The sequence below is a fragment of the Mucilaginibacter sp. Mucisp86 genome (assembly GCF_047324315.1).
GTDB lineage: Bacteria > Bacteroidota > Bacteroidia > Sphingobacteriales > Sphingobacteriaceae > Mucilaginibacter.
This window is the reverse complement of sequence record NZ_CP168503.1, coordinates 3,132,799-3,156,235: the sequence shown is the minus strand read 5'-3', so window position 1 is coordinate 3,156,235 and position 23,437 is coordinate 3,132,799. Positions and strand designations below refer to the sequence as shown.

Here is a 23,437-nt window from a genome sequence, read left to right as displayed (position 1 = left end):
TATAAGATTTCTCCTCACGCCGGGCACTCTCCCACGCACGCGTTCGTCGAAATGACAAGTGGCCATTAACCAACCATCAACCTAAAAAATGATAACTGATAAATTTAGCGGCCAAGTAGCCATAATAACCGGCGCCGGACAAGGGATAGGTTTTGAGATAGCTAAACAGCTAAGCCTTGCCGGAGCAGCCGTATTACTAAATGACTTGAGCGAAGAACTGGCCACCAGGGCGGCAGATACTATTAATAGTTTGGGAGGTAATTGTTATCCGATAGCCGGGGATGCTTCAGATATCGATTTCATACAGCAAATGGTTGCTGAAGCTGTTCAACGTTACGGCAAACTTACCATTGCCATTGCCAATGCGGGCATCACTTTGTTTGGCGATTTTTTGAATTATCCGGCCCAATCCCTGCAAAGTGTGATGAATGTTAATCTGCAAGGCAGCTTCTTTTTAGCGCAAAGGGCCGCCAGGCAAATTGTAAAACAAAAAAGCGGGGGAAGCATCTTGTTCATGTCGTCGGTTACGGGGCACCAGGCCCACCAGGACCTTGCCGCTTATGGCATGACCAAAGCTGCCCTCGAAATGCTGGCCAAAAGTTTGGTGGTTGAACTTTCACAGCATCAAATTACTGTAAATACCGTTGCTCCCGGCGCTACTTTAACCGAGCGTACTATGGAAGATGCCGGCTATCAAAAAACCTGGGCCCGCATTACGCCCATGGGTCGCGCCGCAACCGTTGAAGATGTGGCAAATGCCGTGCTCTTTTTAGTATCGCCAGATGCTAGGCATATCACCGGGCAAAACCTGGTAGTTGATGGCGGATGGACGGCGGTGAGTACTTCGCCTTATTAGTGAGTGGTTGATTGGGTGAGTGGTCTTCTTCCTTTGGATTAAAAACCAGACTTACGAAGTTTTAAAAACTTCGTAAGTCTTAATGGACTCTAAGATCATTCAATAAATAATCAAACGTAAACTTCGGCTCATAACCGAAATACCGTTTAGCCTTGTCGCTTACATAAACCCTATCGATGCTTTTCGGAAGAGCCCAACCTTTGGATTGGTAAACAGCTTCAGCACCCGGATAGTGTTTCTTTATAACTGATGCTGGATCATGCTTTAGCTGCGCAAGCTCGCCCTTTTTAAAAGGCGAACTGCTTGTGATGTTAAAGATCTCGAACTCCGGAAAAGTTTGCTCTAAAGCCAATCGCAGACCTTCGACACCATCCCGTTCATCAAGGCCGCGGTACAGGCGATGATTTAGTTTGAGGTTATCAGTTTCGGGCAGGAAACGACCAACCCTGTAAACTGATGTTTGCAATCCTTCGCGATAAAAGAAATCTTTACAAAGCTGCTCGGCAGTTTGCTTGGTAATGTCATAAATATCGCGGGGCTTAATCATCAATTCTTCATCAACCCAAACTGCCTGGTTAGCATCAACCATCGCATAGCCGTAAATAGATGTGGTGCTGGTGTACAGCATTTTTTGTACGCCGTTGGCTACACAGGCGTTGAGCAAATTAAGCGTGCCATAAATATTTACATCGATGAATGCTTCCCTTGGATAATTCAACTCATAATGCTTACCATGGATGGCTGCAGTATGAATAATTGCATCGATATTTTGAGACACTGCTAAAACAGCATCTTTATTTAATATATCAACCTGCACATCGGTTGTTTCGGCGGGGATTATGTCTATACCGATAACACCATGACCGTGCGCCTGCAAATGTTTAACTGTAACTCCCCCTAACCTGCCCGATGAGCCTGTAACTAAAACACGCATATATTAATGTCCGGGCGCTATTGCCAATATCCGGGTCCACTCGGGGTGGCGTTTCAGGTATGATGCCACATAAACACAGAGCGGTACCAGTTTCAGATTGTTTTCTTCAATATAATTAAATGTCTTTTCAACAATGGCCGATGCAACACCTTTGCCTTCCAGCTCAACCGGCACTTCGGTATGGATGAGGTAAATTTTATCGTCTCTTTTTTTGTAGTCGATAAAAGCGCGGTGACCTTCAACAATCAATTCAAAATTGTGGATGGCTTCATTATTTACAAGGGGAATCTCTTCGTATTTCATAGCTGTATGTGTTACGTGATGAACAAATGTAAATGTATAAAATGTTCGCCCTGTTTAACAGATTTTACTTCTTAATTCCCCAAACCGATAACGATCCCGCTTTAACTTTAAACTCAGCCCAGCCATCGGCAGTGATCACTACTTCCTCCCCATCATGCTTGTTCAAATAATCCACAAAAACTTTACCTGCATGCCCGGCCCCGATTTCCATTTCCTTAAAACCATCCTCGCTGTTTGAAATTACCACGGCACAACCTGAATCTTCGTGATCCGTATCGCCTTCACGCGTCCAGCCTATACAATTTGGGTGATCAAAATAATCGCGCTGGGTTCCATAAGCCATATTTTTTCTTACATAAAGCATAGTTTCCAGCTCCTCAACCACAGGTAGTTCAATTTCGTATTCTTCACCGTCGCCGCCCTTGTCGGTATATTTTGCGCCGTACATATCGGCATAAAAAACACATGGATAACCGGCGTCGCGCAGTAATATAAGCGCATAGGCAATTGGTTTAAACCATTGCTCTACCGGCTGCTCCAACGATTGCAGCGGTTGGGTATCATGGTTTTCAACCAGGGTAACTGCCCGTTCGGGGTTTACGCTAACCAATGTATTATCAAAAATTGTAGTAAGGTCATAATCTTTGCCCTGTTTAGAAGCATGATGGATATTATCATGCAACGGGGCATCAAAAAGCGACATGCGACCTTCGGTGGCTTCAATATATTTTAACAGCTTTGGTAACTCAAAAGCCCAGTACTCGCCAACGGTAAAAAACTCGTGCTTAAACTCGCTGCGCATATAATCAAGCCATTCATTATAAAAACCGTGATCCATATGTTTTATGGCATCAAGCCTGAAGCCGTTAAACCCGGCAGTTTTGAAATACCATTTGCCCCAGTTTTTTAATTCCTCCCTTACGCTCGGGTTACGGGTGTCAATGTCCGAAAGCATAAGGTAATCATAGTTGCCATTTTCATCGTCAAGCACATCCTTCCAGCCCTCGCCATATTGGTTCTGGATGCTGAATATGGCCGTTTCCTTTTTATAAGCATCATAGTCAATACCCGAAAAGCATTGCCAATCCCATATAAATTTGGAGTATTTCCCCTTGCGACCGGGAAATGTGAATTTGGTATAAGCACCTATTTCATAAACATCGCTTATAAATTCGTTGCGGTTGGCCGGGTCAACCTTACGGGCGTTAACCTTTTCAATTTCATCGGCTCCGCCCATATGATTAAGCACAACATCAACATAAACTTTTAACTGGGCTTTTTGAGCAGCGGCTATGGCATCAAGATACTCCTGTTTAGTGCCGTATTTGGTAGCGACGGTACCTTTCTGATCAAATTCGCCAAGATCATAAATATCATAAACATCGTACCCGGCCGAGTAGCCTCCGCTTGCAGCTTTATAAGCCGGCGGAAGCCATACCGAATCGATCCCTTTTTTCTTTAAATTTTCTGCATCATTTTTTAACTGATTCCACAATCTGCCTCCGGCGGGGTAATACCATTCAAAAAACTGCAGCATTGTAAAATTTTCCATGCGTTTAATTAAGTAAGCTATTTATAGTTGATACTTAACTAAATATACGCAGAAAGGTTTTAGCAAGACTTAAAGACAGCATTAAATCATTGTGGACCAATATTTACCCCGCATGGATCCTGTAGCGCTATCAGGCGATGACCGTACAAGCGATCACATTAACAGCCTGGCAATTATAAAGCTATAATAGGCTATGGCAAGTTTTTTGAGATTATCTTTGTGCGCTAATTATAAGAACACCATAATTTAGCAGTGCTGTTCCACCTGTATTCTGTGATTGAAACAATGCTGCAACTTCTTCCTTTATTTTTTGCCTGGATGGCTCATCAGCTTGCGACATGGCGGCTACTATCGGGGCGCCAACTTCCATCATTATTTGCCAGTAAAGGTCAAAACTTCCATAGTCTACCTTTCCGGCTATCTCACTTTGGGTTATATGATTAAAGCCTGCGTGCTTTAATAAATTGGCAATAACATCCGGCTTTGCACAGCGAAACATTCCCGGAGCGCCGGGAGGCGGGGCGGGCAATATCACGTGTTTCTGGATAACACTCATCATGGTGGTAACCCAGTTATTTTTTTCGGGGCCTGCCCATACCGCAGTAGCAAAGCTACCGCCGGGCTTTAGTACCCTGTAAATTTCATTTGCAGCCAATTGCATATCCGGAAAAAACATGAACCCCATGCGGCAACTCACAGCATCAAATGTTTCGGCGTCAAATGGCAGTTCGCTTACGTCGGCAATTTGAGCCTTGTAGTTTTTTATTCCCCTGGCTGCGGCATTTGCCTTTGCTATTTCGAGCATACCTTCGGCAATGTCAGTGCCTGTTACCGTACCATTAGGTGTTAAAGCGGCCAAGGTTAACCCCGGTTCGCCGGTACCGGCAGCTATGTCCAGCACATGATCCCCGTCTTTTATATTAAGGTTGTTAATAATAGCATCGCCCATGGGTTTTAAAAACCGCATATTGAATTCGTCCCACTTTTTCCATCCGGGCGAAAACTTATTCCACGATTGCTTTTGCTGATCGCGGATCTGTTCCAATTGCTTTTCCATAGCCAATGATGATACAGTATGATATGATAAATTTAATACAATAAATCAACATGTTTACATCAAAGCCCTATTGATGATTAAAACAAAAATCCTCAGCTGCTCTGGCGAGGGGATTTAATTTCGTAACTGCAAATGCTATTTATCTTCCCGTATTGCTTTCATGCCCTTTGTCCATCGCACTAATTGATCGAGCATGATTTTGGCATTTTTATCAAGTCTCTCGTCTGCGGTAAAGTTATTATCCTCGTCAACAAATTGATTTAACTGAGGGATATTCACCATTTCGGCAAGGGCCACATTTTTAAGTGAGAGCAAATCGGTTTTTAAACTCATAACCGCTCTTACACCGGCAAAGGGGCCAATAGAATAGCTTACAATGCCACTTGGCTTGTAAGCCCATTCGTGTACCAAATATTCAATGGCATTTTTAAGCGGGGCTGGATAGCTATAATCATATTCGGCAGTTACAAAAATAAAGGCATCGGCTTGTTCAATTTTAGCGCTCCATTGTTTGGTGTGCTCATGTTCATATTGTTTAAGGGCAGGATGAACTGGCTCGTTCATCAGCGGGAGGTTAAGCTCACCAAGGTCAATCATTTCGGCCTCAAAACCATGGTTATTGGCTGCCTCAGTTATCCATTTGGCAATTGCGGGCCCTTTACGGCCCGGGCGTACGGTTGATGTTATTACTTTGAGTTTATACATGCTTATCTGTTTGCAGTAAATATTAACAATTCATTACAACTGCAAATAAATAAAAGGCAAGATGATAAAATCGTTACAAATTTTATTTAAGTATCAATACCGGGTGCCTGGCATTTAAAGATAAAGCCTCCGTGATGCTGCTATGGGTTAAATTATAAAAAAAGCTATGCTTACCTGGCAGGGCAATGATCAGTTGCACCCGCTGTTCTGTGGCAAAATTAAGTATACCACGTACTATATTCTTATCATCCGAATAATGCAGCTTACACTCATAGCAGTTAACCAATTGTTTTACCGAAGCTTCAAACTCGGCCTCCCGACCAATATGCTTGTTCTTCGGATCGACATAAAGAAGCATCAGCTTTGGGTTAAGCCAGCTGTGCGAAGTATTAAGGCCTTTTAAAACGCCGAGCCGGGCTACGGCTTCAAAATCGCAGGGTACCAGTGCCTGCTCTATTTTTTGATAATTACAATCAGGCGGGATCACCAATACTTTTACCGGACTGCTTTTTGCAATTTCTATGATCTGTTCACCAATCATGCTTAACTCGTGCCCCATATCGCCCCCAACTATCATCAGATCAGGATGCTGATCTTCAACTACATCGTGTATAGCCCTAATAATAGGCTCAGTACTAACTACCGTTTCAATTTCAATGGTTTCGTGACAGCGGTTTTTCAGCTTTTTCATGAGCTCCTTAAGCTGAACTTCTATTTTTTGCCGCTCATTTTCAATATCATCAGCGCTTATCAGCAAAAAATCGGGCGAAGGAAGGATCTGCTCGTATACCGATGTATAGTAGCTTTTAAGGAGTATGATTTTCTTTATCGGCATATCGCAACCCATGTCGGCTGCATATTTGATGGCATTGGCATTGGTGTCGGAAAAATCTACAGGTATTAATATAGTTTTCATAACAAACAATTTAGGTACGTACGAGCCCCGTGCGCTTAATGCTAAATTTACGATTTGTTTAACTATTTTAATACAACTATTTTATCGCTAAAACGCTAATAAAACCTTACCCCCTTTATTATAAGCAAAGGCATCCTTAAACTGTTCAGTTGGGAAAACTGCCGAAGCAGCAAGCTGAAATTCGGCCCGGCCAATGGAATGTACCAAATGGCTGATCATATGACTTCGTTCTTCATGTGAGAGTGCCGCCACATATCCCCTCACGCCAAAGCCCTTAATGACCAGATTTTTAAAAACAACCTCGGCATTGAAATATGATGTTGGTTCGGGATCAAGTAAACCGTAAGCAATAAGGCACCCGCCTGGCGACAGTGATGAAATTATTTCGGTAGCTAATGGCCCGCCAACAGCATCAAGCGCCGCTTTTATACCTTTACCTTTGGTAAGCTCATCAATAGTTTGCTTAAGCTTTCCCGATTCGGGAACAATTACGTGTTCGGCCTTTAATGCGAGCAACTCCTTTTTTTGTTCCTCATGCCGCACGGTGGCAATTACACAAATGCCTCTTTCTGCAGCCAATTGTATCACAATACGCGATACTGTTGAATGACCGGCAGTAAGCAGTAGCCAGTCGCTGCTTTTAACTTTTGCTTCCTGTATCAGGCCATATGCAGTGTAAGCGTTAAGTAGTAATTGTGCTGCTTTTTGTAACGGGAAATTGTCGGGTAATAATACAACGTCCTGCTCATCAACTACCACGTATTGCGCCCAGGCCCCTATTTTACTAAAAGCTACCAGGCTGCCTTTGGGGATAATGCTGTCATGCCCGGCCTCTTCAACGTAACCAGCGCCTTCCAGTCCTGCTATTTGCGGCAACACGGGTTGATAGCGATATTTCCCCTCAATAAAAAGCAGGTCGGCCGGATGTATGGGGCAGGCCTTTACCCTAATGAGCAATTGGCCGGGCGCCGGTTTGGGATAAGCTAAGTGTTTCAGTTGTATCACATCGGCGGCATTACCTGCCTGCTCAAAAACCAGTGCTTTCATAGTTGAAATACAAATTTCGGCTATGAAAGTTTTAATAGCATTTGATAAGCCATAGCTAAAGTGACTATTTGTTTATCCCAAAGTTGTTAGATTTGAGACACGAAGGCACGGGATTAGAAAACCAATCGTGCTTCGGTTTAATTAAAGACGATCATGGATGATTTTTCGGCGATAGTGAACTATGTAAAGCGGTATATCCAGCTCACGCCGGAAGAAGAAGCTTTTTACGTTTCGCTCCTAAAGATCAAAAAGGTAAGGAAGAAACAATTTATCGTTCAACCCGATTTTGTTTGCAATCATCGTACCTATGTTGTTAAAGGCGCCCTGCGCTCCTATCTTATTGATGCAGACGGGCAGGACCACACGGTAGCTTTCGGCATTGATGACTGGTGGATCTCTGATTTTAACAGCTTTTTTTTCAGGCAGCCAGCCACACTGTTTGTAGAAGCACTGGAAGCAAGTATAATTATCCAGATCTCATACGATGACGAACAACTGCTGCTTAATACCTATCCAAAATTTGAAAAGTTTTACCGCATCCTTGCTCAAAACGGATACGCTTATCTTCAAAAACGTATTTTGGCCGATATCAGCCTCGACGCCACCGGGCGCTATGAAAATTTCCTGCAAAAATATCCGCTTGTTGCAGTCCGTGTTCCGCAATATGCATTAGCCTCATATTTAGGCATTTCGCATGAACTTTTAAGCAAGATCCGTAATAAGCGGGTTAAAAAAAGTTGAAAAACTTCAACTGAATTTCTTGGTTTTCTTCATTTTTATACAGGCCACTTAACCGGACCTTTGATTATCAATTTAATCAAAGCAAATGGAAAATTCAGTTAACGGGATAAGTGACCTAACAGGCGATAAAAGCCTTGCATTATCTCAAAATAAATTATTCAACCCTATAAAAGTCGGCGCTACAGAACTAAGCCACCGTGTGGTAATGGCTCCGCTTACCCGCATGCGCACAGTTACCGGCAGTATCCCAAACGATCTGATGGCCGAATATTACAGTCAGCGCGCAACCGAAGGCGGTTTGATTATCGCCGAAGCCACCCTGGTATCAACCAACGGACAAGGTTATTACGGAGCACCGGGCATATACAATGATACACAGGCCGAAGGCTGGAAAAAAGTTGTTAACGCCGTGCATAATAAAGGTGGTAAGATCTTTTTACAATTGTGGCATGGTGGCCGTCAATCGCATGTGGATTTGCAACCCGACGGCGGCTTACCTCTTGGCCCATCTGTAATCCCTCATGACGATGTGGTTTACACGCCTAAAGGCTGGGTGCCCGTAACGCTTAACCGCGAAGCTACCGTAGCGGATATTAAGGCCATTGTTGCCGATTTCCGTTCAGGTGCAGAGCGTGCACTTGCCGCCGGGTTTGATGGTGTGGAACTGCACGGTGCCAACGGTTATTTGATAGACCAGTTTTTACAGGATGGCTCAAACCAACGAACAGATGAATATGGCGGTACTATCGAAAAAAGGGCCCGCTTACTTTTAGAAGTAACCGAAGCTATAGTTTCTGTTTTTGGTGCCGACCGTGTAGGTGTACGTGTGGGACCAAGCGGGACATTTGGCTCTATGCATGATAGTGACCCAGTCGCTCTTTTCAGCTATGTTGCCGAACAATTAAACAAGTTTGGGCTGGCTTACCTGCATATTATTGAACCACGCATCAATGGCAGTTATGAAGTTGCCGAAGGTCTTGAACCGGTAGCATCCAAAAACCTGAGGGCCATTTTTAAAGGCAACATTATCTCAGCCGGTGGCTTTCAGCCCGATAATGCCGAAGATATTATTGAAAAAGGCGATGCAGATCTTGTTGCCTTTGGCAGATATTTTATCTCCAACCCAGATCTGGTTAAAAGGATAAAAGAAAACCTGCCGCTTAATGCTTATGACAGGGATACATTTTACGGAGGAGATGCACGTGGCTATATCGATTATCCTTTCTATAGCAACAATTAATTATAGATCCCTAATAACACTTGCCGTTAATGGCGGATCTTTATAAATTAAACACAAAAGGCTTATCCTATTACCGGGTAAGCCTTTTGTATTTTAGTGGTTACTTTTAAAACTTTATGCTCATGCTCAGGGTTCCGCGTGTTGGATTTTGAGGGGCCAAACGGAAGGACCAGTATTTTTCGTTCGTCAGGTTATCCAGCTTAAAGCCTATACGATATTTGGGCTGATCGTAAAACACAGTAGCATCAACCGTAGTATATGACGGAATGGTGAATTTAAATGTTGCTGTATTGGTTTGATATGAATCACTTCCGTAATTACCGCCCACTCCAAAACCTAAACCCTGGATTTTACCATGGGTAATGCGGTAACTCATCCATACATTGGCCAATCGGGCCGGACCTGAATTAGCCGGACGTAAACCCTGCAGCCCCGTACCCGGGGCAGCGTTGGTAATTTTGCTGTTGTTATATGCAAACCCTGCTACAATATTAAAGCCATTAAAAGGATTCGCAATTAATTCGGCCTCGATGCCTTTGCTGAGCTGCGTACCGGCCTGGGTTGAAAAGCCTGGATGGGCCGGATCATCCATGGTGGTGTTGGTTACCGAAATATCGTAATAGCTCACAGTCGAGCTGATTTTGTGGTCCCAGGCATCAACCTTTATACCCGCTTCCCATTGGTTGGCATATTGAGGTTTAAATGGTGTGTTATCAAAGCTGGTTGCACTCACATTATTAAAGCCGTTCATATAGTTTCCGAATAATGATACCTGGTTTTTAACCACCTGGTAAACCAAACCAAATTTCGGCGACCATGCCGTTTGGCTGAAATTTCCGGTAGTTTTACCATCGGCAGGAGTATAAGCGCCTTTATTAACAAACCTATCAACACGGATGCTGGCCATGGCATTCAGGCGTTCGGTAATATTAAACACATCTGACACGTAAGCCGCGTAAGAGCTCTGGTTATTTTGAACATAATCACCTGCCTTTGGTGCAGCAGCGGCCACGAGGGCCGAAACTTTATCTGCCGTAAAACTATTATAAGCGGCTCCCGGATCGAGGTAATTGATAGATGGAGTGCTTACTGTAATGTTGGTATTATTACTTTTCTGATTGTAATATTCTAAGCCGGCAACAATACGGTTACGGAATTGCCCGATTTTAAAATCGCCTATGAAGTTTTGCTGCACGTTGGTGATATAATACGGATAATCCTCCTGGGTAACCTGGCGTTTTATTTGTTTGGTACTGTCAACAAGGGTGAATGCTGTAACCATGCCTTTGGTAGTTGAAAAGGTTTTATTAAACATGGTTTGGGATTTCCATTTATCAGAAATCCTGTAATTGATTAATGAATAAAGGTCAATTTGCCGGCTCAGGTAATCAACACTATTGTTACCAAATGAACGTTTGTAATCAATACCCAGATCTTTAACATTGTAGATTTTTCCTTTAGTATCGGGTGCAAGCCTGTATGCCGATGTCGCATTTGAGTTACCAATTTCGGCGTCTACGTCAACTGTTAAACGGTCATTAACAATGTAAGTAATGCTTGGCGCAATAAAAAAACCACGGTTAAAACCTGCATCCTGGAAACTATGCTCATTATGTAATGCTGCATTTACCCGGAACAGTACCGATTTATCCTTATTCAAAGGCATATTCACATCGGCCGTAAGGCGGTTAAGATCGAAGCTGCCCGTTTGGTAAGCAATTTCGGTGCGGGGCGTTTCATTGGGCTGTTTGGTAACGCGGTTAAATAAGCCGCCAAATGAAGCAAGGCTGCTGTTGAACAGTGTGCCAGTAGGGCCTTTGATCGCTTCTATTTTTTCAATATCGGCAGGATCGATACTATTAAAGTTATAGCCAGCAACGCTATTACGGATAAAATTACCGGTAACAAAACCACGCGACAGCAGGGTTGTACGCCCATTGTTATACACCAGCGGCACGCCTGTACCAGGAATGTTTTTAAACCCGTCTACATAGCTGGTTACTACCTGCTCTTTCATCAGTTCGCTGGTAACTACGCTGTAAACCTGGGGATTTTCGAGGTTTTTGATGGGCAAACGCGCAACATCCTCAGTTTCCTTTTTCAGAAATTTGTTGTGTTTGGCACTTTCCACATAAACCTCCTGCAAGTCCTTCGCGCCTTCAGTCAAAACAAAATTCACTGTAGTGGTTTCACCGGCAGTGATTATAATTTCTTTGGTTTGAGTTTGCAGGCCAATAAAACTTGCAACCACGGTGTATGTACCTGCCGGAATATTTTTAATGGTAAAATGTCCGGTTTGCCCGGCAGTAGCACCAAACCTGGTATTGGTTAAAATGATATTGACAAACTCGGCAGGATTACCGTCCGAAGTTTTTACAGAACCTTTTGCAGTGCCCGTGCCAGTTTGAGCTTTTACGTTAATATTTAAAAGCAATAATGCCAATAGGCAAGTAAAAAACTTGTTGAAATTATTTTTAACGTTTATTGTTACAGGTTTATCAAACGCATAAATAGGGGTATTTGTAAAATCCATATTTTACTTAAATAATAAATTGATTAAAAGGATCTGCATTAATTGATCCGGGCCACAAAATTTTCTGGCGACCAGCACACACCGGATTTCGGCGCAAAGTTATATTTATTTAGATTAATTACAAATAAGGCTTGAAGATTTAGCTTACTTAGGTTGATGATGAGTGCTATAGAAAATCACAAATGATTACGGAATATTTTTTCTTTAATCACAACGTGTTTAGCTTATCAAATCATCGCCCGGCGACGTGCATAATTAACACCAACACTTTTCCCTCTTTGAAGTATGGTTGGATTGATTCACCTTTCAAAGTTTTTTAGTGTAAACTTTTCTTCGTTATAAATTATTTGCACAGCACGATATGTTATATTTCGCTTATATCTTTACAAAAGAAAGCTTAATTAATTTCAACCCGAAAAAATTAAGATCAAGATATGGCAATAGAAATAAAACCCGAAATAATAAAAGAAATTGCAGGCTGGCTTGATACAGGCATGCTTTGTTTTTATCAAAACCACAGGCGAACTTGAGTCTTATCCCGAAAATTTAGAATATTCGGGGATGGAAGATATGTGGAGCGAGGTAACAGAAAAAATAGAAGCCAACCCGGATGATTATTTGGCCTTTGAGCCTATGGCCAGCCGTGAAGCATTCAGAGTAATGGAAACTTTGTAAGCACAATTGAAGACGTACTTACCCATACCCGGTTTACGGATGCACTTTCTTACAAAGGGCCATTCAGAAATTTCAATAATTTACTGCATGATCACCCCGAATTACGAGAAAAATGGTTCGCTTATAAAAACGCCCGTTATATTGCCTACGTAAAGCAAACAATAGCCTTTGAAAATAACGACTTTGAATCAGATTTTGACGATGATGAGTAATAACATATAAGAAAATGGTGTTATCTAACCAGTTCGAGCAACCTGAGTAATTCATTATTGCTCATATCTCCTGTTCGGATTTATCATAAATAGATAACAGGTACACGCTTATTCAAAGCTTATCTACAATCTACTATAGGGAAATCGCGTTTAAAATAATTTGATCTGTTTTGCTAAATCTCATCTGAAAAATTTCTACACGAATGCTTTTCAAACCATCCGCAATTAATCGAATTACACGAATTTTCAATTAAAAAAGATTCGTGTAATTCGATTAATACGTAAAAATTAGTGTGAAAATTTTTCATTTATACTATTTCTATCTGCATGTGGTTAAAAGCGATCTCTCTGTAGTCTACTCCTCCTTTCCCGGAAAGCTTTCGCTGCCACGCATGTAGCTTCCCAAGCGTTTGAGCAAATAGGTTGCCTTTATCAGTAGTGTTTTGTCAGTAATAAAATCGCTGATATCGTCGGCTTTGTTCATCAGCTCCTGCTTGTAAACATCTTTAAAATCAAAGTAATTGAGTGTAAAGTTCCACTTGCTTGTTAAAAATGAAAAAACCTCGCTGTCATTTTCAAGTAATTGCGAGTAGTTAATTACCAGGTAATCGTCTGGAAGAAGCTTTTTTAACGAATGCAGGATAGCCTCATTATAGCTGATCCATACCTTCAGGTAACTCTCGGCATGATCATTATAAAAAGCCTTCAACCTGCGTGGTCGCCTGAAATAAGCCCAGGCCATCCGCTGAACATAATTGCGGGCCATATACTTTTGGTCGATCGCAGCAAAATCACGCCTTAGCAGTGAACTGACTACCGATTGATAATTACGCAATACCACGAGGTACCTGGCACCAGGCAGCAACTTAGCATAAGTATCCAGGAAAAGGCAGGTACGCGGATCTTTCCAGGCCCATTGCTCATAAAGCTGCTGTTTGATACCGATAACAGCCTTCATCTTTTCGAGTTGGTAAAGCGGCACTTCAATATCCTTGGTATCGGTAAGCCCCGACACTTCAATACTGTTACGATCAAGTATTTCTTCATGGAGCTTTAAAAACTCAAGATCTTCAAAGTGACCGTCGACATTTCCAATGCCGCTTCCACATAAACGTTCTCCAACCTGCAGGCCACAGCGGCTTAACCAGTTGGTTACAAGTGATGTACCTGAACGGTGCATACCGGTAATAATCAATGTTTGCCGGGGTGTGAATTTAACTGTGGTATTGATCATGGTTTAGTTTTAATAACGGCCGGTTGCCTGTAGTTGTCTGCTTAGTACCTGCTGATAGTTATCAAGAATAAAACCGGCTAACGTTTCCGTAGCATCGGTTAACTTCGTAATATGGGTGTTGATATACAGATCGGGCGAAGAAGGGATCTGGAAGGGATCATTAACCCCACTCAGGTTAGTTACCTTATCGGGATGCCCTTCGGGCAGTAATGCGCGTTTATACAAACCTTTAGTATCCCTTTGCATCAATGTTTTCACCGGGCAATCAATGTGTATCAGTTTCACGTCCGGATAGGTGGCTATCAGCTCACGGCGAATCACGTCATACGGGTTTATAGCGCTGATGATAGTTACTACGCCATGTCCGGCTAATTTATTGGCAATAAAACCCAGTCTGCGGATGTTTTCAAAGCGATCTTCTTTGTTATAGCCCAGGTTAGGGAACAGTTTTTGGCGGTATACGTCTGCATCAATAACTTCCACAGGAATATCAGTATCTGATAACCTCATTTTAACATTTTGGGCAAGGGTAGTTTTACCGGAGCCGGATAACCCACAAAGCAGAATAATCATAAGGTGGTGTGTTAAGCGTTAATAATAATTACAGTATAAACCGTTATCGAAGGCTTAACGCAAATATTTCGGACGAAATTGCCGTTAACACTTTGTGTATCGATACATAGCTGCATTGTATCGATGAACCGGGAAATGATGTAGACGTAGGAAAAGAAATTAATTTGTCAACTACAGTTACTATTTTTGCATACACCAGGTTGTCATGCAGCGCAGGTTTTGAACGTTGGTGGTTTTGATGGGCTCATAAAGTTGTGCATCAAGCTCGCGGGTATACTCAAGCAGGATCTCTTCATTTACTAAAAAACGTTCGGAGCCATCAGGAAGCAGGTAGCGGTAGTTACCCAATGGCTGTACTAATGTTTCAATACCGATATCAGATGCCAGCCTTGCGAAGAAATAGCCACCCGGTTTCAATACCCGCCACAATGAACGCAGCATGCTATCGAAATGCTCGGCATCATTGGCAAAGTGCAGTACGGCACTACAAATTACCAGATCAAACTGCTCATCACCGAAAGGCAGGTTTTCAACAGCGGCCAGTTTAAAGTTATCGGGCGAATGATTGGGGCACAGCTCGGCAGATAACCGTTTGGATAACTCAACAGCATGTTCGCTTTGATCAACGCCATAAACCTTAAAGCCATTTTGCAAAAAATAAGCAATGTTTCGGCCACTGCCGCAGCCTGCATCAAGTATAGTGCGGCAATTGTCAAAACGCCCTTTCAATAACTGGTCGAACAAATAGATGTCGATATTGCCGTATAGTTTCCGGAGGTTACTGCTGCTCATGGCCAATACTGTTAAACACCCGAAATTACTGTTTTATTAGATGCTTTTAAGAAAACTTATTAACTTTAAGTATGGCTACCGATATGCACATATTTCTGCAGTTTATGAAAAGCACCTTGTTGCCACTGCCGGGTGTTACAAATAAAATGCACTTTGAGCATCCGGCATTTTATGTAAATGACAAGATTTTCGCCAACATACACGAAAAGGAGGAATTGTTGGCTATCCATACCATCGAGCGCGAAAAATGGATGGCGCTTGATCCGCATACCTTTTTCATTACCCCGCACTATCAAAACTACAAATACATGCTGGTGCGCCTCGAAACAGTATCTCCCAACGACCTGAAGCAATTATTAATAACAGCTTATCTTGCAAGAGCCACCAAAAAGCTGATCAAAGCATACGAAGAAATGAAAGCTAATGAATAATGCTTACGGCCTTACGCCGTTTAATGCATCGCGGTTAAGATAAACGTAAATCAAAACACCAACTACCAGCACAGCCAGTACAATAAGCCCGATCTTTCCCTTTTTCTTATCCTGGCGCATAAGCCAAACCATAGCGGCTATTAATGGGATAACAAAAACAATGTAAAAAATATATCCTGATGCGTTCATATGCCAAGCCCCCTACCCCCCTAAAGGGGGAACGTTAATGTATTATATTTATAAGTAATTTTATATTTAAGCTATTACGCTATATCTCCCCCTTTAGGGGGCCGGGGGGCTAAAAAGCCATCCTCGCCATCGGAGCAACGTCCTGTCCTATAAATTCGCCTTTAAGGTATTTATGGTAACCTGCTATGGCAATCATAGCAGCATTGTCTGTACAGTATTCCATTTTGGGGATAAAGCTGTTCCAGCCATTTTGTTCGGCCATGGCCTGCAACCCTAATCTTAAGCCGGTATTGGCCGAAACCCCGCCCGCCAAAGCTATATCTTTTATACCATATGCCTGCGCTGCTTTTTGCAGTTTGTTAAGCAAAATGGTAGCTATCCGCTTTTCTACTGATGCACAAATATCAGCCATATTCTCGTGGATAAAATCGGGGTTCTGCGCTACGTTGTCGCGGATAAAATACAGGATAGATGTTTTTAAACCACTAAAGCTAAAATCATATCCGGGTATCTGCGGCTCGGGGAACTTGTAAGCATCGGGGTTGCCCTGGCGTGCGTATTTGTCAATGAGCGGTCCGCCGGGATAAGGCAACCCTAAAATTTTACTGGTTTTATCCATGGCCTCACCGGCAGCATCATCAAGGGTTTGCCCTATGATCTCCATATCAAAATAATCCTTCACCAGCACAATTTGCGTATGCCCGCCTGATACTGTAAGACAAAGGAAAGGAAATGAAGGGTTTTTATCACCTATAAAATGGGCCAGGATATGGGCCTGCATATGGTTAATATCAATAAGCGGGATGTTTTTGGCTAAAGCAAATGCCTTGGCAAATGAAACTCCCACTAAAAGAGAGCCTAAAAGTCCCGGACCGCGCGTAAAAGCTACCGCATCAATATCATTTTTGCTTACTTTTGCGTTCAATAATGCCTGCTGAACAGCCGGAACAATATTTTGCTGATGAACCCTTGAGGCTAGCTCAGGGACTACGCCTCCATAAGCCTCGTGTATGGTTTGATTGGCAATAACATTGCTCATGATCACGCCATCAACACAAACCGAAGCTGAGGTTTCATCACATGATGATTCGATTCCTAAAATTACGGGCACGTATTTATTAATTATTGATTTACTGATTTAGTGAATTAGTGATTTATTAATGAGAAGCAAACTAATCCGTCTTGATAATTGTATAGGAATGGAGAAAAATTCACTAACTCACTAATTCGCTAACTCACTAATTAAAGGTGCAAAGTTATTAAAAAAGTACTCAAAATATTCCTGGGCCTGGTATTGTTCATATTATTGACATTGAGCATACTTTTACTCACGTTTCAGTTTAAGCCCGTGCAAACCTGGGCTGCAAAAAAAGCAGCAGCTTACCTTGCCGGCGAATTGAAAACCAAAGTAGGCATCCAAAGCCTTTACCTGAGGCCATTCCGTTCGGTTGTTATTGAGGGACTTTACATTTTAGATAAAAAACAGGATACCTTGCTAAGCACACCCAAACTGGCTGTGGATATCGAAGATTTTTACCTGTTTAGCAGTATCAAACGCCGTACCATTAACTTTTCAAACATCGAACTGGATAATGGGTACTTCTATCTCAAAAAGCAAAAAGACAGCACTACCAACCTTCAATTTGTCATAGATTACTTTAACTCGGGCGATACCACAAAAACAACAGCAAGTAAACCCTGGACATTAAATTTTGGCACTATTGCAATCAATAATTTCCACTTCAGGTACAAGAACAGCCTGCGCGATACCGTAATAGCCGGGGTTAACTTTAACGACCTGGACGTGCAGCATTTCAGTACCGAAATACAGGGTATGGATTTAAAGAACCACCTGTTTAAAGGCAATATCAAAAGCCTGAGCCTGCATGAAAAAAGTGGCTTTACGGTAAAACACTTTGCTTCAGACGCTACCATTGATACCAACCAGATTTTGCTCAAACATCTGGCCATCCAAACCCCGCGATCAGACCTGAAGGATTTTTTCTGGATGAAGTTTAAATCATTTGATGATTTTGACAATTTTGAGAATAAGGTGCATATGGACGCCAACTTTAAATCGTCGCGCATTTCATCATCGGATATTGCCTACTTTACCAGTGCACTAAAAAAAGTAAGTTTTGATTTGGGCATTGACGGGCAGGCCAAGGGTTATGTAAACAATCTCAACGCCAAAAAAGTAACCATTAGCGGCGGTCAGGCTACTTTTGTTAAAGGTGATTTCAGGCTCCATAACCTTACCGATTGGGACAACGCTTTCCTCGAACTAAAATTTGACCAGGTTGCTTCCAACAAAAAAGATCTCGATTACCTGATCAGCCATTTTTCGGGAACGCCAACTGAAAAAGCACCTTCTATCCTATCCAAATTTGGCAATTTTAATTTTACGGGCAGGTTTACCGGCTCACAAAATGACTTTGTAGCCTACGGTGTCTTCAAAACCGCACTCGGTCGTTTTGATTCTGATATCAACCTCAAAATTGATAAAAACGACCGCCCAAGCTACAGCGGCAGGATTAACGCCTATGCCTTTGACTTAGGCAGCCTGCTTGATCAAAGCGATTTGGGCAGGGCCACCTTTGCTTCAAACATACAAGGCAGCGGCGATGCACTGAAAAGCCTTACCGAAAAAGTGGATGCTAAAATTGCGTCCATCACTTACAACAACTACACCTATAACAAGCTTACACTTAATGGCACCTTTATAAACAGGCTGGCCAATGCGCATATAACCATCACCGATAAAAATGTAAAGCTTGACCTGAAAGGTAAAGTTGACCTTAGGCCAACCCTGCCAACATATGACCTTACTGCCGATATCAAAGAAGCTAATCTGAACAAGCTCGGTTTCACCAAAGATACTTTAACTATCACCACACTGCTTAAAACCCAGTTTAAAGGCGATGACCTGGCCAATATTCAGGGCAACATCCTGTTCTCGCCGGCAAGGGTAGTCGATCCGCGAAATAATTATGCGCTTGATTCTCTTTATCTGTCAGCCGAAGGCATTGGCAATAACCGCACTATAGCTCTAAAATCCGACTTTGCCGATGGCAGCATCAAGGGTAAATATGACCTGGCAACGCTGCCCTCGTACTTTAAAACCATTGTTAAAAAGTATATCCCATCTATTAAAACAACCATCGTACCGCCTAAGCCCGAGGAGTTTGATTTTAACCTGAACCTGAAAAACCTCGATCCGCTTACAGCGATATTCCTGCCCGATCTGAAAATTCCTGATCAGGGAACCTTTGTTGGGCAATTTAACTCGGAAAAGAAAACAGCCACATTATCGGGCTATATCAAAACGCTTAAATATGGCAAAACTGTTTTCCATGATTTCATTATCGACGAAAACACGACCGAAAGCATGCTGGGCCTCAACTTATCCCTGAGACGAGTTGACCTTACAGATAGCCTTTTTATCAAGGATATCAACATCACCAACTTCCTCAAAAACGACAGTCTTAACTTTAACGTTAAGCTTTCGGATAAAAACGCGGTTAACCAGCTTGACCTTTACGGCCTTGTTGAGTTTGGGCGCGATACCACCGCCAAACTAAAATTGCTGCCATCAGATGTAATACTTGAAAAAGAGAAATGGAAGATCCAGGAGCAGGTACGCATCCGCTTATTGGATGGCAAAACCCAGGTATCGGGATTTGAGCTTTCCAACGGGCCACAAAAGGTATTTATTGACGGGTTTATATCCGACAATCCGGCAGATCAGCTGAAGCTCTCGTTCCAAAAGTTTAACATGCGTACATTTAATCAGCTCACGCGCACTTCGGGCGTCAACTTAAAGGGCTATCTGGATGGCGATGTTAAAATGACCTCAGTACTTAAATCTCCGGGGATCGACTCGCATTTAACCATCGATTCACTTGCCATGAACAAAACACTCGTGGGCAATGTAAAACTGGTTACCACACTTGGCAACGACCGTAAACAGGCCGATATTAATATGAATATCATTAACCGCGGACTGGAAACCATGAATATTGGGGGCACCTACTCGTTTGGCCAGCAAGCTGATGATAATCTTGATTTTGATATCAAAATGAACCAAACCGAAGCCATTATATTTGAGCCGTTTATCAAAGACCTTGTTTCGGATGTAAAAGGGCACGTTTCAACCGATCTGAAGCTTACAGGCAAACCATCCAACCCGCAGCTTAACGGCTCCGTCACCCTTATCAACACTGGCCTTACCGTTAACTATTTAAAAACGGCCTACACCGTTAATAATAAGCTGGACGTAAATAACAGTGTTATCAGCATTAAAGACATGGTTTTGAAGGATATTCATAAAGGCACCGGCACTGCCAATGGCACCGTAGACTTGAATAACCTATCCAATCCGGATATTAATGTTAGCCTTAAAGCCGATAACCTGATGGCCCTGAATACCACCTTTAAAGATAATCACCTCTATTTTGGTACAGCTTATGGCACAGGCACGTTTAACTTTAACGGTCCGGTTGATAACATGAAAATTGATATTACCGCCAGTACCAATGCCGGCACCGTGTTTAATATCCCCCTCAATACGTCATCAACCGCCAGCGATTACGATTTTATTAAGTTTGTAAGCCATAGTGACACCGCCAAAGTTGCACCCAAAGCCCGTGCATTTAATGGTGTTACCCTCAATTTTGATTTAAGTGCTGATGAAAAAACCATTGTAAAAATAGCCACCGATTACGGCCAGCTGGAAGGCAGCGGCGTTGCACGTAATTTAAAGCTGAATATCAACAGCCTGGGCGATTTTGAAATGTATGGTGACTTTTTAATCTCCTCGGGTAAGTTTGAGTTTACGGCCAAAAACTTCATCAGTAAAAACTTTACAGTAAGCCAGGGCGGTACTATCAGGTGGACGGGCAACCCTTCAAATGCAGAGATCAACCTTAAAGCCCTTTATGAGGTGCGTACCAGCAAAGCGCCGTTATATACTGCAGCAGGTTTACAAACCCCTACCTCCGGACAGCAAACACTGGTACAGGCTGAGCTGATCCTCACCAAATCGTTATTGCAGCCTAATATTGATTTTGACTTTAACTTCCCTACCGATCCATCTGTTAAAGACGATCTGGCTACTTACCTCGCCGATGCCAATAACAGGAGCCAGCAAGCCATCAGCATTATCGTGCGCCGTAACTTTACCTCAAACAGTAACAATTTAACCAACCAGGTGCTGGGAACTGCAGGCGAAGCCGTGAGCGAATTTGCGTTTAATAAGCTCAACAGCCTGATCTCGCAATCGAACATCAAAAACTTCGATTTAAATATCCGCTCTTTTAATGAGGCAAGTGCTTCGTTGCGTTTCTTTGATAGCAGGCTATCATTTAACGGAAGCTTATTCAGCAACAACGGATCAAACGATATTTTCAATAATAATAACAGTAACCTGTTTAATCAGCGGTTTAACAATCTTACCAAAGACTTTGAGGCACTATATAAAATACGCCGCGACGGCAACTTAACAGCACGTTATTCGTATCGTGCCTTGAATAACGTAACATTAAGCAGCCTTACCGATGTGTTGGCACCACAATACGTTAATGGCTTTGGCTTGGTTTACCAACGGGATTTTGACACTTTTGGAGAGTTTATCCGCAATATCTTCAGACAGGGCCGCCGCAAAACCGCACCGGTTAATCCTGCACCAATACCAACATCAACTACCACACCAGCAACAAAACCGGATGAAGATGATGACCAGTAAGTTAAAGGCAGAAAGCTCAAAACTTCTCAACAAATACATAAAACTAAAGAGGCTGTATCACAAATCAAATTGATCGACCTGACGTTTTATTTCTTATGAATCAAAATATTTAAACAAAAGAGGGGTTAACACTTTTTTAGCATAAAAATCATTTAACTACTTGATTATAAATAATTTAATAAAAAATTAGCGCTAAATTGTGTTAACCCTGTTAACCCCTATTTTGCAATAAAGTTAATTCAACCGAAACTATATATCGCTTAAGTATCTGAAAACACAAAGAAGCTGATCGTTATGATACAGCCTCTTTACTATATTATATCCCGCCCGTTTAGCTTTTGGCTTTAAGCCTTGAGCTTTCCGCTTTCAGCTCAATGATCGCGCATAATAGCATGATCCATCCTGTCGCGTTTGGTGCGCAGGTAAGCTTCGTTATGTGGGTTTGATGCAATTTCGATAGGCACATTTTCAACTACCTCCAAACCATAGCCGATAAGGCCGGCACGTTTTTTAGGATTGTTGCTCATCAGGCGCATTTTGGTGATACCAAGGCTGCGCAGGATCTGTGCGCCGATACCATAATCGCGCTGATCCATTTTAAAGCCCAGCTTCAGGTTGGCATCAACAGTATCATAACCGTTTTCCTGTAAGTGATAGGCCCTTAATTTATTGATCAGGCCAATGCCCCGGCCTTCCTGGTTCATGTAAACAATAGCGCCTTTACCTTCCTTACTGATCATCTCCATTGCTTTATGTAACTGCGGACCGCAATCACAACGGCATGAACCAAAAATATCACCGGTCATGCATGAGCTATGCACCCTAACTAAAATTGGCTCGCCGGGCTCCCAGGTACCTTTTACCAGGGCAAGATGATTTTCGCCGGTATCAACCTGGGTATAGGCTATCATATCAAAGTCGCCCCATTCGGTAGGCATTTTAACAGCTACCTCACGTTTCACCATTGATTCATGCTCCAAACGGTAAGCGATCAAATCTTTGATAGATACTATTTTGAGGTTAAATTCTTTGGCTATTTCCAGCAGATCCGGCAAACGGGCCATTTCGCCGTCTTCCTTCATAATTTCGCAGATAACACCTGCAGGCTCCAAACCGGCTAAAACAGCCAGGTCAATAGCGGCTTCGGTATGGCCGGCGCGGCGCAGCACGCCGCCATCTTTAGCTATCAGCGGGAAAATATGTCCCGGACGACCAAGATCTTCGGGCTTAGTAGCGGGATCGATAAGTGCAAGGGTAGTTTTTGACCTGTCGCTTGCGGAGATCCCTGTAGTACAGCCATGACCAAGCAAATCCACAGAAACCGTAAAATTAGTTTCGTGCGATGTGGTATTGTGACTTACCATCGGCATCAGATCAAGCTCACGTGCCCGTTGCGCAGTAATAGGAGCACAAACCAGGCCGCGGCCGTGGCGAACCATGAAATTAATTGTTTCGGGGGTGGCATTACGGGCGGCTGTTAAAAAGTCGCCCTCGTTTTCGCGATCTTCGTCATCAACTACGATAATTGTTTTACCTGCTTTGATTTCCTCGATCGCTTCCTGTATGGTGTTTAACATTATTTACTGGCTTGTTGGGTAGCGCCTAAACGCTTGTTTAATCTAAATCAAATTTAACGCATATTACCATGACTTGGGTCGGCGTTGTGTAAAATGATATTGCTTTTATAATATGGCGTTTATTAAT

The 23,437-nt window shown here is 42.6% G+C and carries 21 protein-coding genes; 7 read left to right on the top strand and 14 right to left on the bottom strand.

All coding sequences use genetic code 11. The features are described from left to right. The first annotated feature begins 88 nt into the window (after window positions 1–88). Window positions 89–856, top strand: a complete 768-nt coding sequence (locus ACEN9X_RS13450; RefSeq protein ID WP_413670853.1) for an SDR family NAD(P)-dependent oxidoreductase — start codon at window positions 89–91, stop codon at window positions 854–856. A 79-nt stretch (window positions 857–935) separates the two neighbouring features. Here the strand turns inward: ACEN9X_RS13450 and ACEN9X_RS13445 are convergent, their stop codons facing one another. The 7 genes from ACEN9X_RS13445 to ACEN9X_RS13415 form a co-directional block, all read right to left on the bottom strand. After that, window positions 936–1,790, bottom strand: a complete 855-nt coding sequence (locus ACEN9X_RS13445; protein ID WP_413670852.1) for an NAD-dependent epimerase/dehydratase family protein — start codon at window positions 1,788–1,790, stop codon at window positions 936–938. Window positions 1,791–1,793: 3 nt separating this feature from the next. Beyond that, on the bottom strand, window positions 1,794–2,093 hold the full coding sequence (locus tag ACEN9X_RS13440) for a GNAT family N-acetyltransferase (protein WP_413670851.1): 300 nt from the start codon (window positions 2,091–2,093) through the stop codon (window positions 1,794–1,796). A gap of 64 nt (window positions 2,094–2,157) precedes the next feature. Further along, window positions 2,158–3,645, bottom strand: coding sequence for an alpha-amylase (locus tag ACEN9X_RS13435; RefSeq protein WP_413670850.1), 1,488 nt, complete (start codon window positions 3,643–3,645; stop codon window positions 2,158–2,160). Between the two features lie 211 nt (window positions 3,646–3,856). Continuing rightward, on the bottom strand, window positions 3,857–4,702 hold the full coding sequence (locus ACEN9X_RS13430; RefSeq protein WP_413670849.1) for a class I SAM-dependent methyltransferase: 846 nt from the start codon (window positions 4,700–4,702) through the stop codon (window positions 3,857–3,859). A 135-nt stretch (window positions 4,703–4,837) separates the two neighbouring features. Then, window positions 4,838–5,407 (bottom strand): NADPH-dependent FMN reductase, encoded by a 570-nt coding sequence (locus ACEN9X_RS13425; RefSeq protein ID WP_413670848.1) that lies wholly within the window; start codon window positions 5,405–5,407, stop codon window positions 4,838–4,840. Between the two features lie 82 nt (window positions 5,408–5,489). Beyond that, on the bottom strand, window positions 5,490–6,323 hold the full coding sequence (locus ACEN9X_RS13420) for a universal stress protein (protein WP_413670847.1): 834 nt from the start codon (window positions 6,321–6,323) through the stop codon (window positions 5,490–5,492). 87 nt (window positions 6,324–6,410) lie between these two features. Continuing rightward, entirely contained in the window at window positions 6,411–7,370 is a 960-nt protein-coding gene (locus ACEN9X_RS13415; protein ID WP_413670846.1) for a zinc-dependent alcohol dehydrogenase family protein, read from the bottom strand. A 153-nt stretch (window positions 7,371–7,523) separates the two neighbouring features. Here ACEN9X_RS13415 and ACEN9X_RS13410 point away from each other — a divergent pair, with 153 nt between their 5' ends. Both ACEN9X_RS13410 and ACEN9X_RS13405 read left to right on the top strand, forming a co-directional pair. Then, window positions 7,524–8,111 (top strand): Crp/Fnr family transcriptional regulator, encoded by a 588-nt coding sequence (locus tag ACEN9X_RS13410; RefSeq protein WP_413670845.1) that lies wholly within the window; start codon window positions 7,524–7,526, stop codon window positions 8,109–8,111. Window positions 8,112–8,196: 85 nt separating this feature from the next. Next, a complete protein-coding gene (locus tag ACEN9X_RS13405; protein WP_413670844.1) occupies window positions 8,197–9,351 on the top strand; it encodes an alkene reductase in 1,155 nt (384 codons plus the stop codon). Window positions 9,352–9,457: 106 nt separating this feature from the next. Here the strand turns inward: ACEN9X_RS13405 and ACEN9X_RS13400 are convergent, their stop codons facing one another. Further along, the gene (locus tag ACEN9X_RS13400) at window positions 9,458–11,884 is read right to left on the bottom strand and encodes a TonB-dependent receptor domain-containing protein (protein WP_413670843.1); all 2,427 of its coding nucleotides are present in this window, start codon (window positions 11,882–11,884) and stop codon (window positions 9,458–9,460) included. Window positions 11,885–12,355: 471 nt separating this feature from the next. Here ACEN9X_RS13400 and ACEN9X_RS13395 point away from each other — a divergent pair, with 471 nt between their 5' ends. Both ACEN9X_RS13395 and ACEN9X_RS13390 read left to right on the top strand, forming a co-directional pair. Next, complete coding sequence (locus ACEN9X_RS13395) at window positions 12,356–12,559, top strand: hypothetical protein (RefSeq protein ID WP_413670842.1); 204 nt, start codon at window positions 12,356–12,358, stop codon at window positions 12,557–12,559. After that, a complete protein-coding gene (locus tag ACEN9X_RS13390; RefSeq protein WP_413671136.1) occupies window positions 12,535–12,771 on the top strand; it encodes a UPF0158 family protein in 237 nt (78 codons plus the stop codon). The genes ACEN9X_RS13395 and ACEN9X_RS13390 overlap by 25 nt, the downstream gene beginning before the upstream one ends. 355 nt (window positions 12,772–13,126) lie before the next feature. Here ACEN9X_RS13390 and ACEN9X_RS13385 read toward each other — a convergent pair whose 3' ends face one another. The 3 genes from ACEN9X_RS13385 to ACEN9X_RS13375 all read right to left on the bottom strand — a co-directional run bounded on the left by ACEN9X_RS13385 (window position 13,127) and on the right by ACEN9X_RS13375 (window position 15,370). Then, entirely contained in the window at window positions 13,127–14,005 is an 879-nt protein-coding gene (locus tag ACEN9X_RS13385; RefSeq protein WP_413670841.1) for a sulfotransferase, read from the bottom strand. Window positions 14,006–14,014: 9 nt separating this feature from the next. Next, entirely contained in the window at window positions 14,015–14,578 is a 564-nt protein-coding gene (locus ACEN9X_RS13380) for an adenylyl-sulfate kinase (protein ID WP_413670840.1), read from the bottom strand. 180 nt (window positions 14,579–14,758) lie between these two features. After that, window positions 14,759–15,370, bottom strand: a complete 612-nt coding sequence (locus tag ACEN9X_RS13375) for a class I SAM-dependent methyltransferase (RefSeq protein ID WP_413670839.1) — start codon at window positions 15,368–15,370, stop codon at window positions 14,759–14,761. Between the two features lie 71 nt (window positions 15,371–15,441). Between ACEN9X_RS13375 and ACEN9X_RS13370 the strand changes: the two genes are divergently transcribed. Continuing rightward, window positions 15,442–15,801, top strand: coding sequence for an MmcQ/YjbR family DNA-binding protein (locus ACEN9X_RS13370; protein ID WP_413670838.1), 360 nt, complete (start codon window positions 15,442–15,444; stop codon window positions 15,799–15,801). 3 nt (window positions 15,802–15,804) lie between these two features. Here the strand turns inward: ACEN9X_RS13370 and ACEN9X_RS13365 are convergent, their stop codons facing one another. Together ACEN9X_RS13365 and tsaD are read right to left on the bottom strand one after the other, a co-directional pair. Further along, the gene (locus ACEN9X_RS13365; RefSeq protein ID WP_413670837.1) at window positions 15,805–15,990 is read right to left on the bottom strand and encodes a hypothetical protein; all 186 of its coding nucleotides are present in this window, start codon (window positions 15,988–15,990) and stop codon (window positions 15,805–15,807) included. A 109-nt stretch (window positions 15,991–16,099) separates the two neighbouring features. After that, a complete protein-coding gene (gene tsaD / locus ACEN9X_RS13360) occupies window positions 16,100–17,101 on the bottom strand; it encodes a tRNA (adenosine(37)-N6)-threonylcarbamoyltransferase complex transferase subunit TsaD (RefSeq protein ID WP_413670836.1) in 1,002 nt (333 codons plus the stop codon). A gap of 201 nt (window positions 17,102–17,302) precedes the next feature. Between tsaD and ACEN9X_RS13355 the strand changes: the two genes are divergently transcribed. After that, the gene (locus ACEN9X_RS13355) at window positions 17,303–21,733 is read left to right on the top strand and encodes a translocation/assembly module TamB domain-containing protein (protein WP_413670835.1); all 4,431 of its coding nucleotides are present in this window, start codon (window positions 17,303–17,305) and stop codon (window positions 21,731–21,733) included. Window positions 21,734–22,104: 371 nt separating this feature from the next. Here the strand turns inward: ACEN9X_RS13355 and ACEN9X_RS13350 are convergent, their stop codons facing one another. Further along, window positions 22,105–23,310, bottom strand: coding sequence for a bifunctional 3,4-dihydroxy-2-butanone-4-phosphate synthase/GTP cyclohydrolase II (locus tag ACEN9X_RS13350; protein WP_413670834.1), 1,206 nt, complete (start codon window positions 23,308–23,310; stop codon window positions 22,105–22,107). Between the last annotated feature and the right edge of the window lie 127 nt (window positions 23,311–23,437).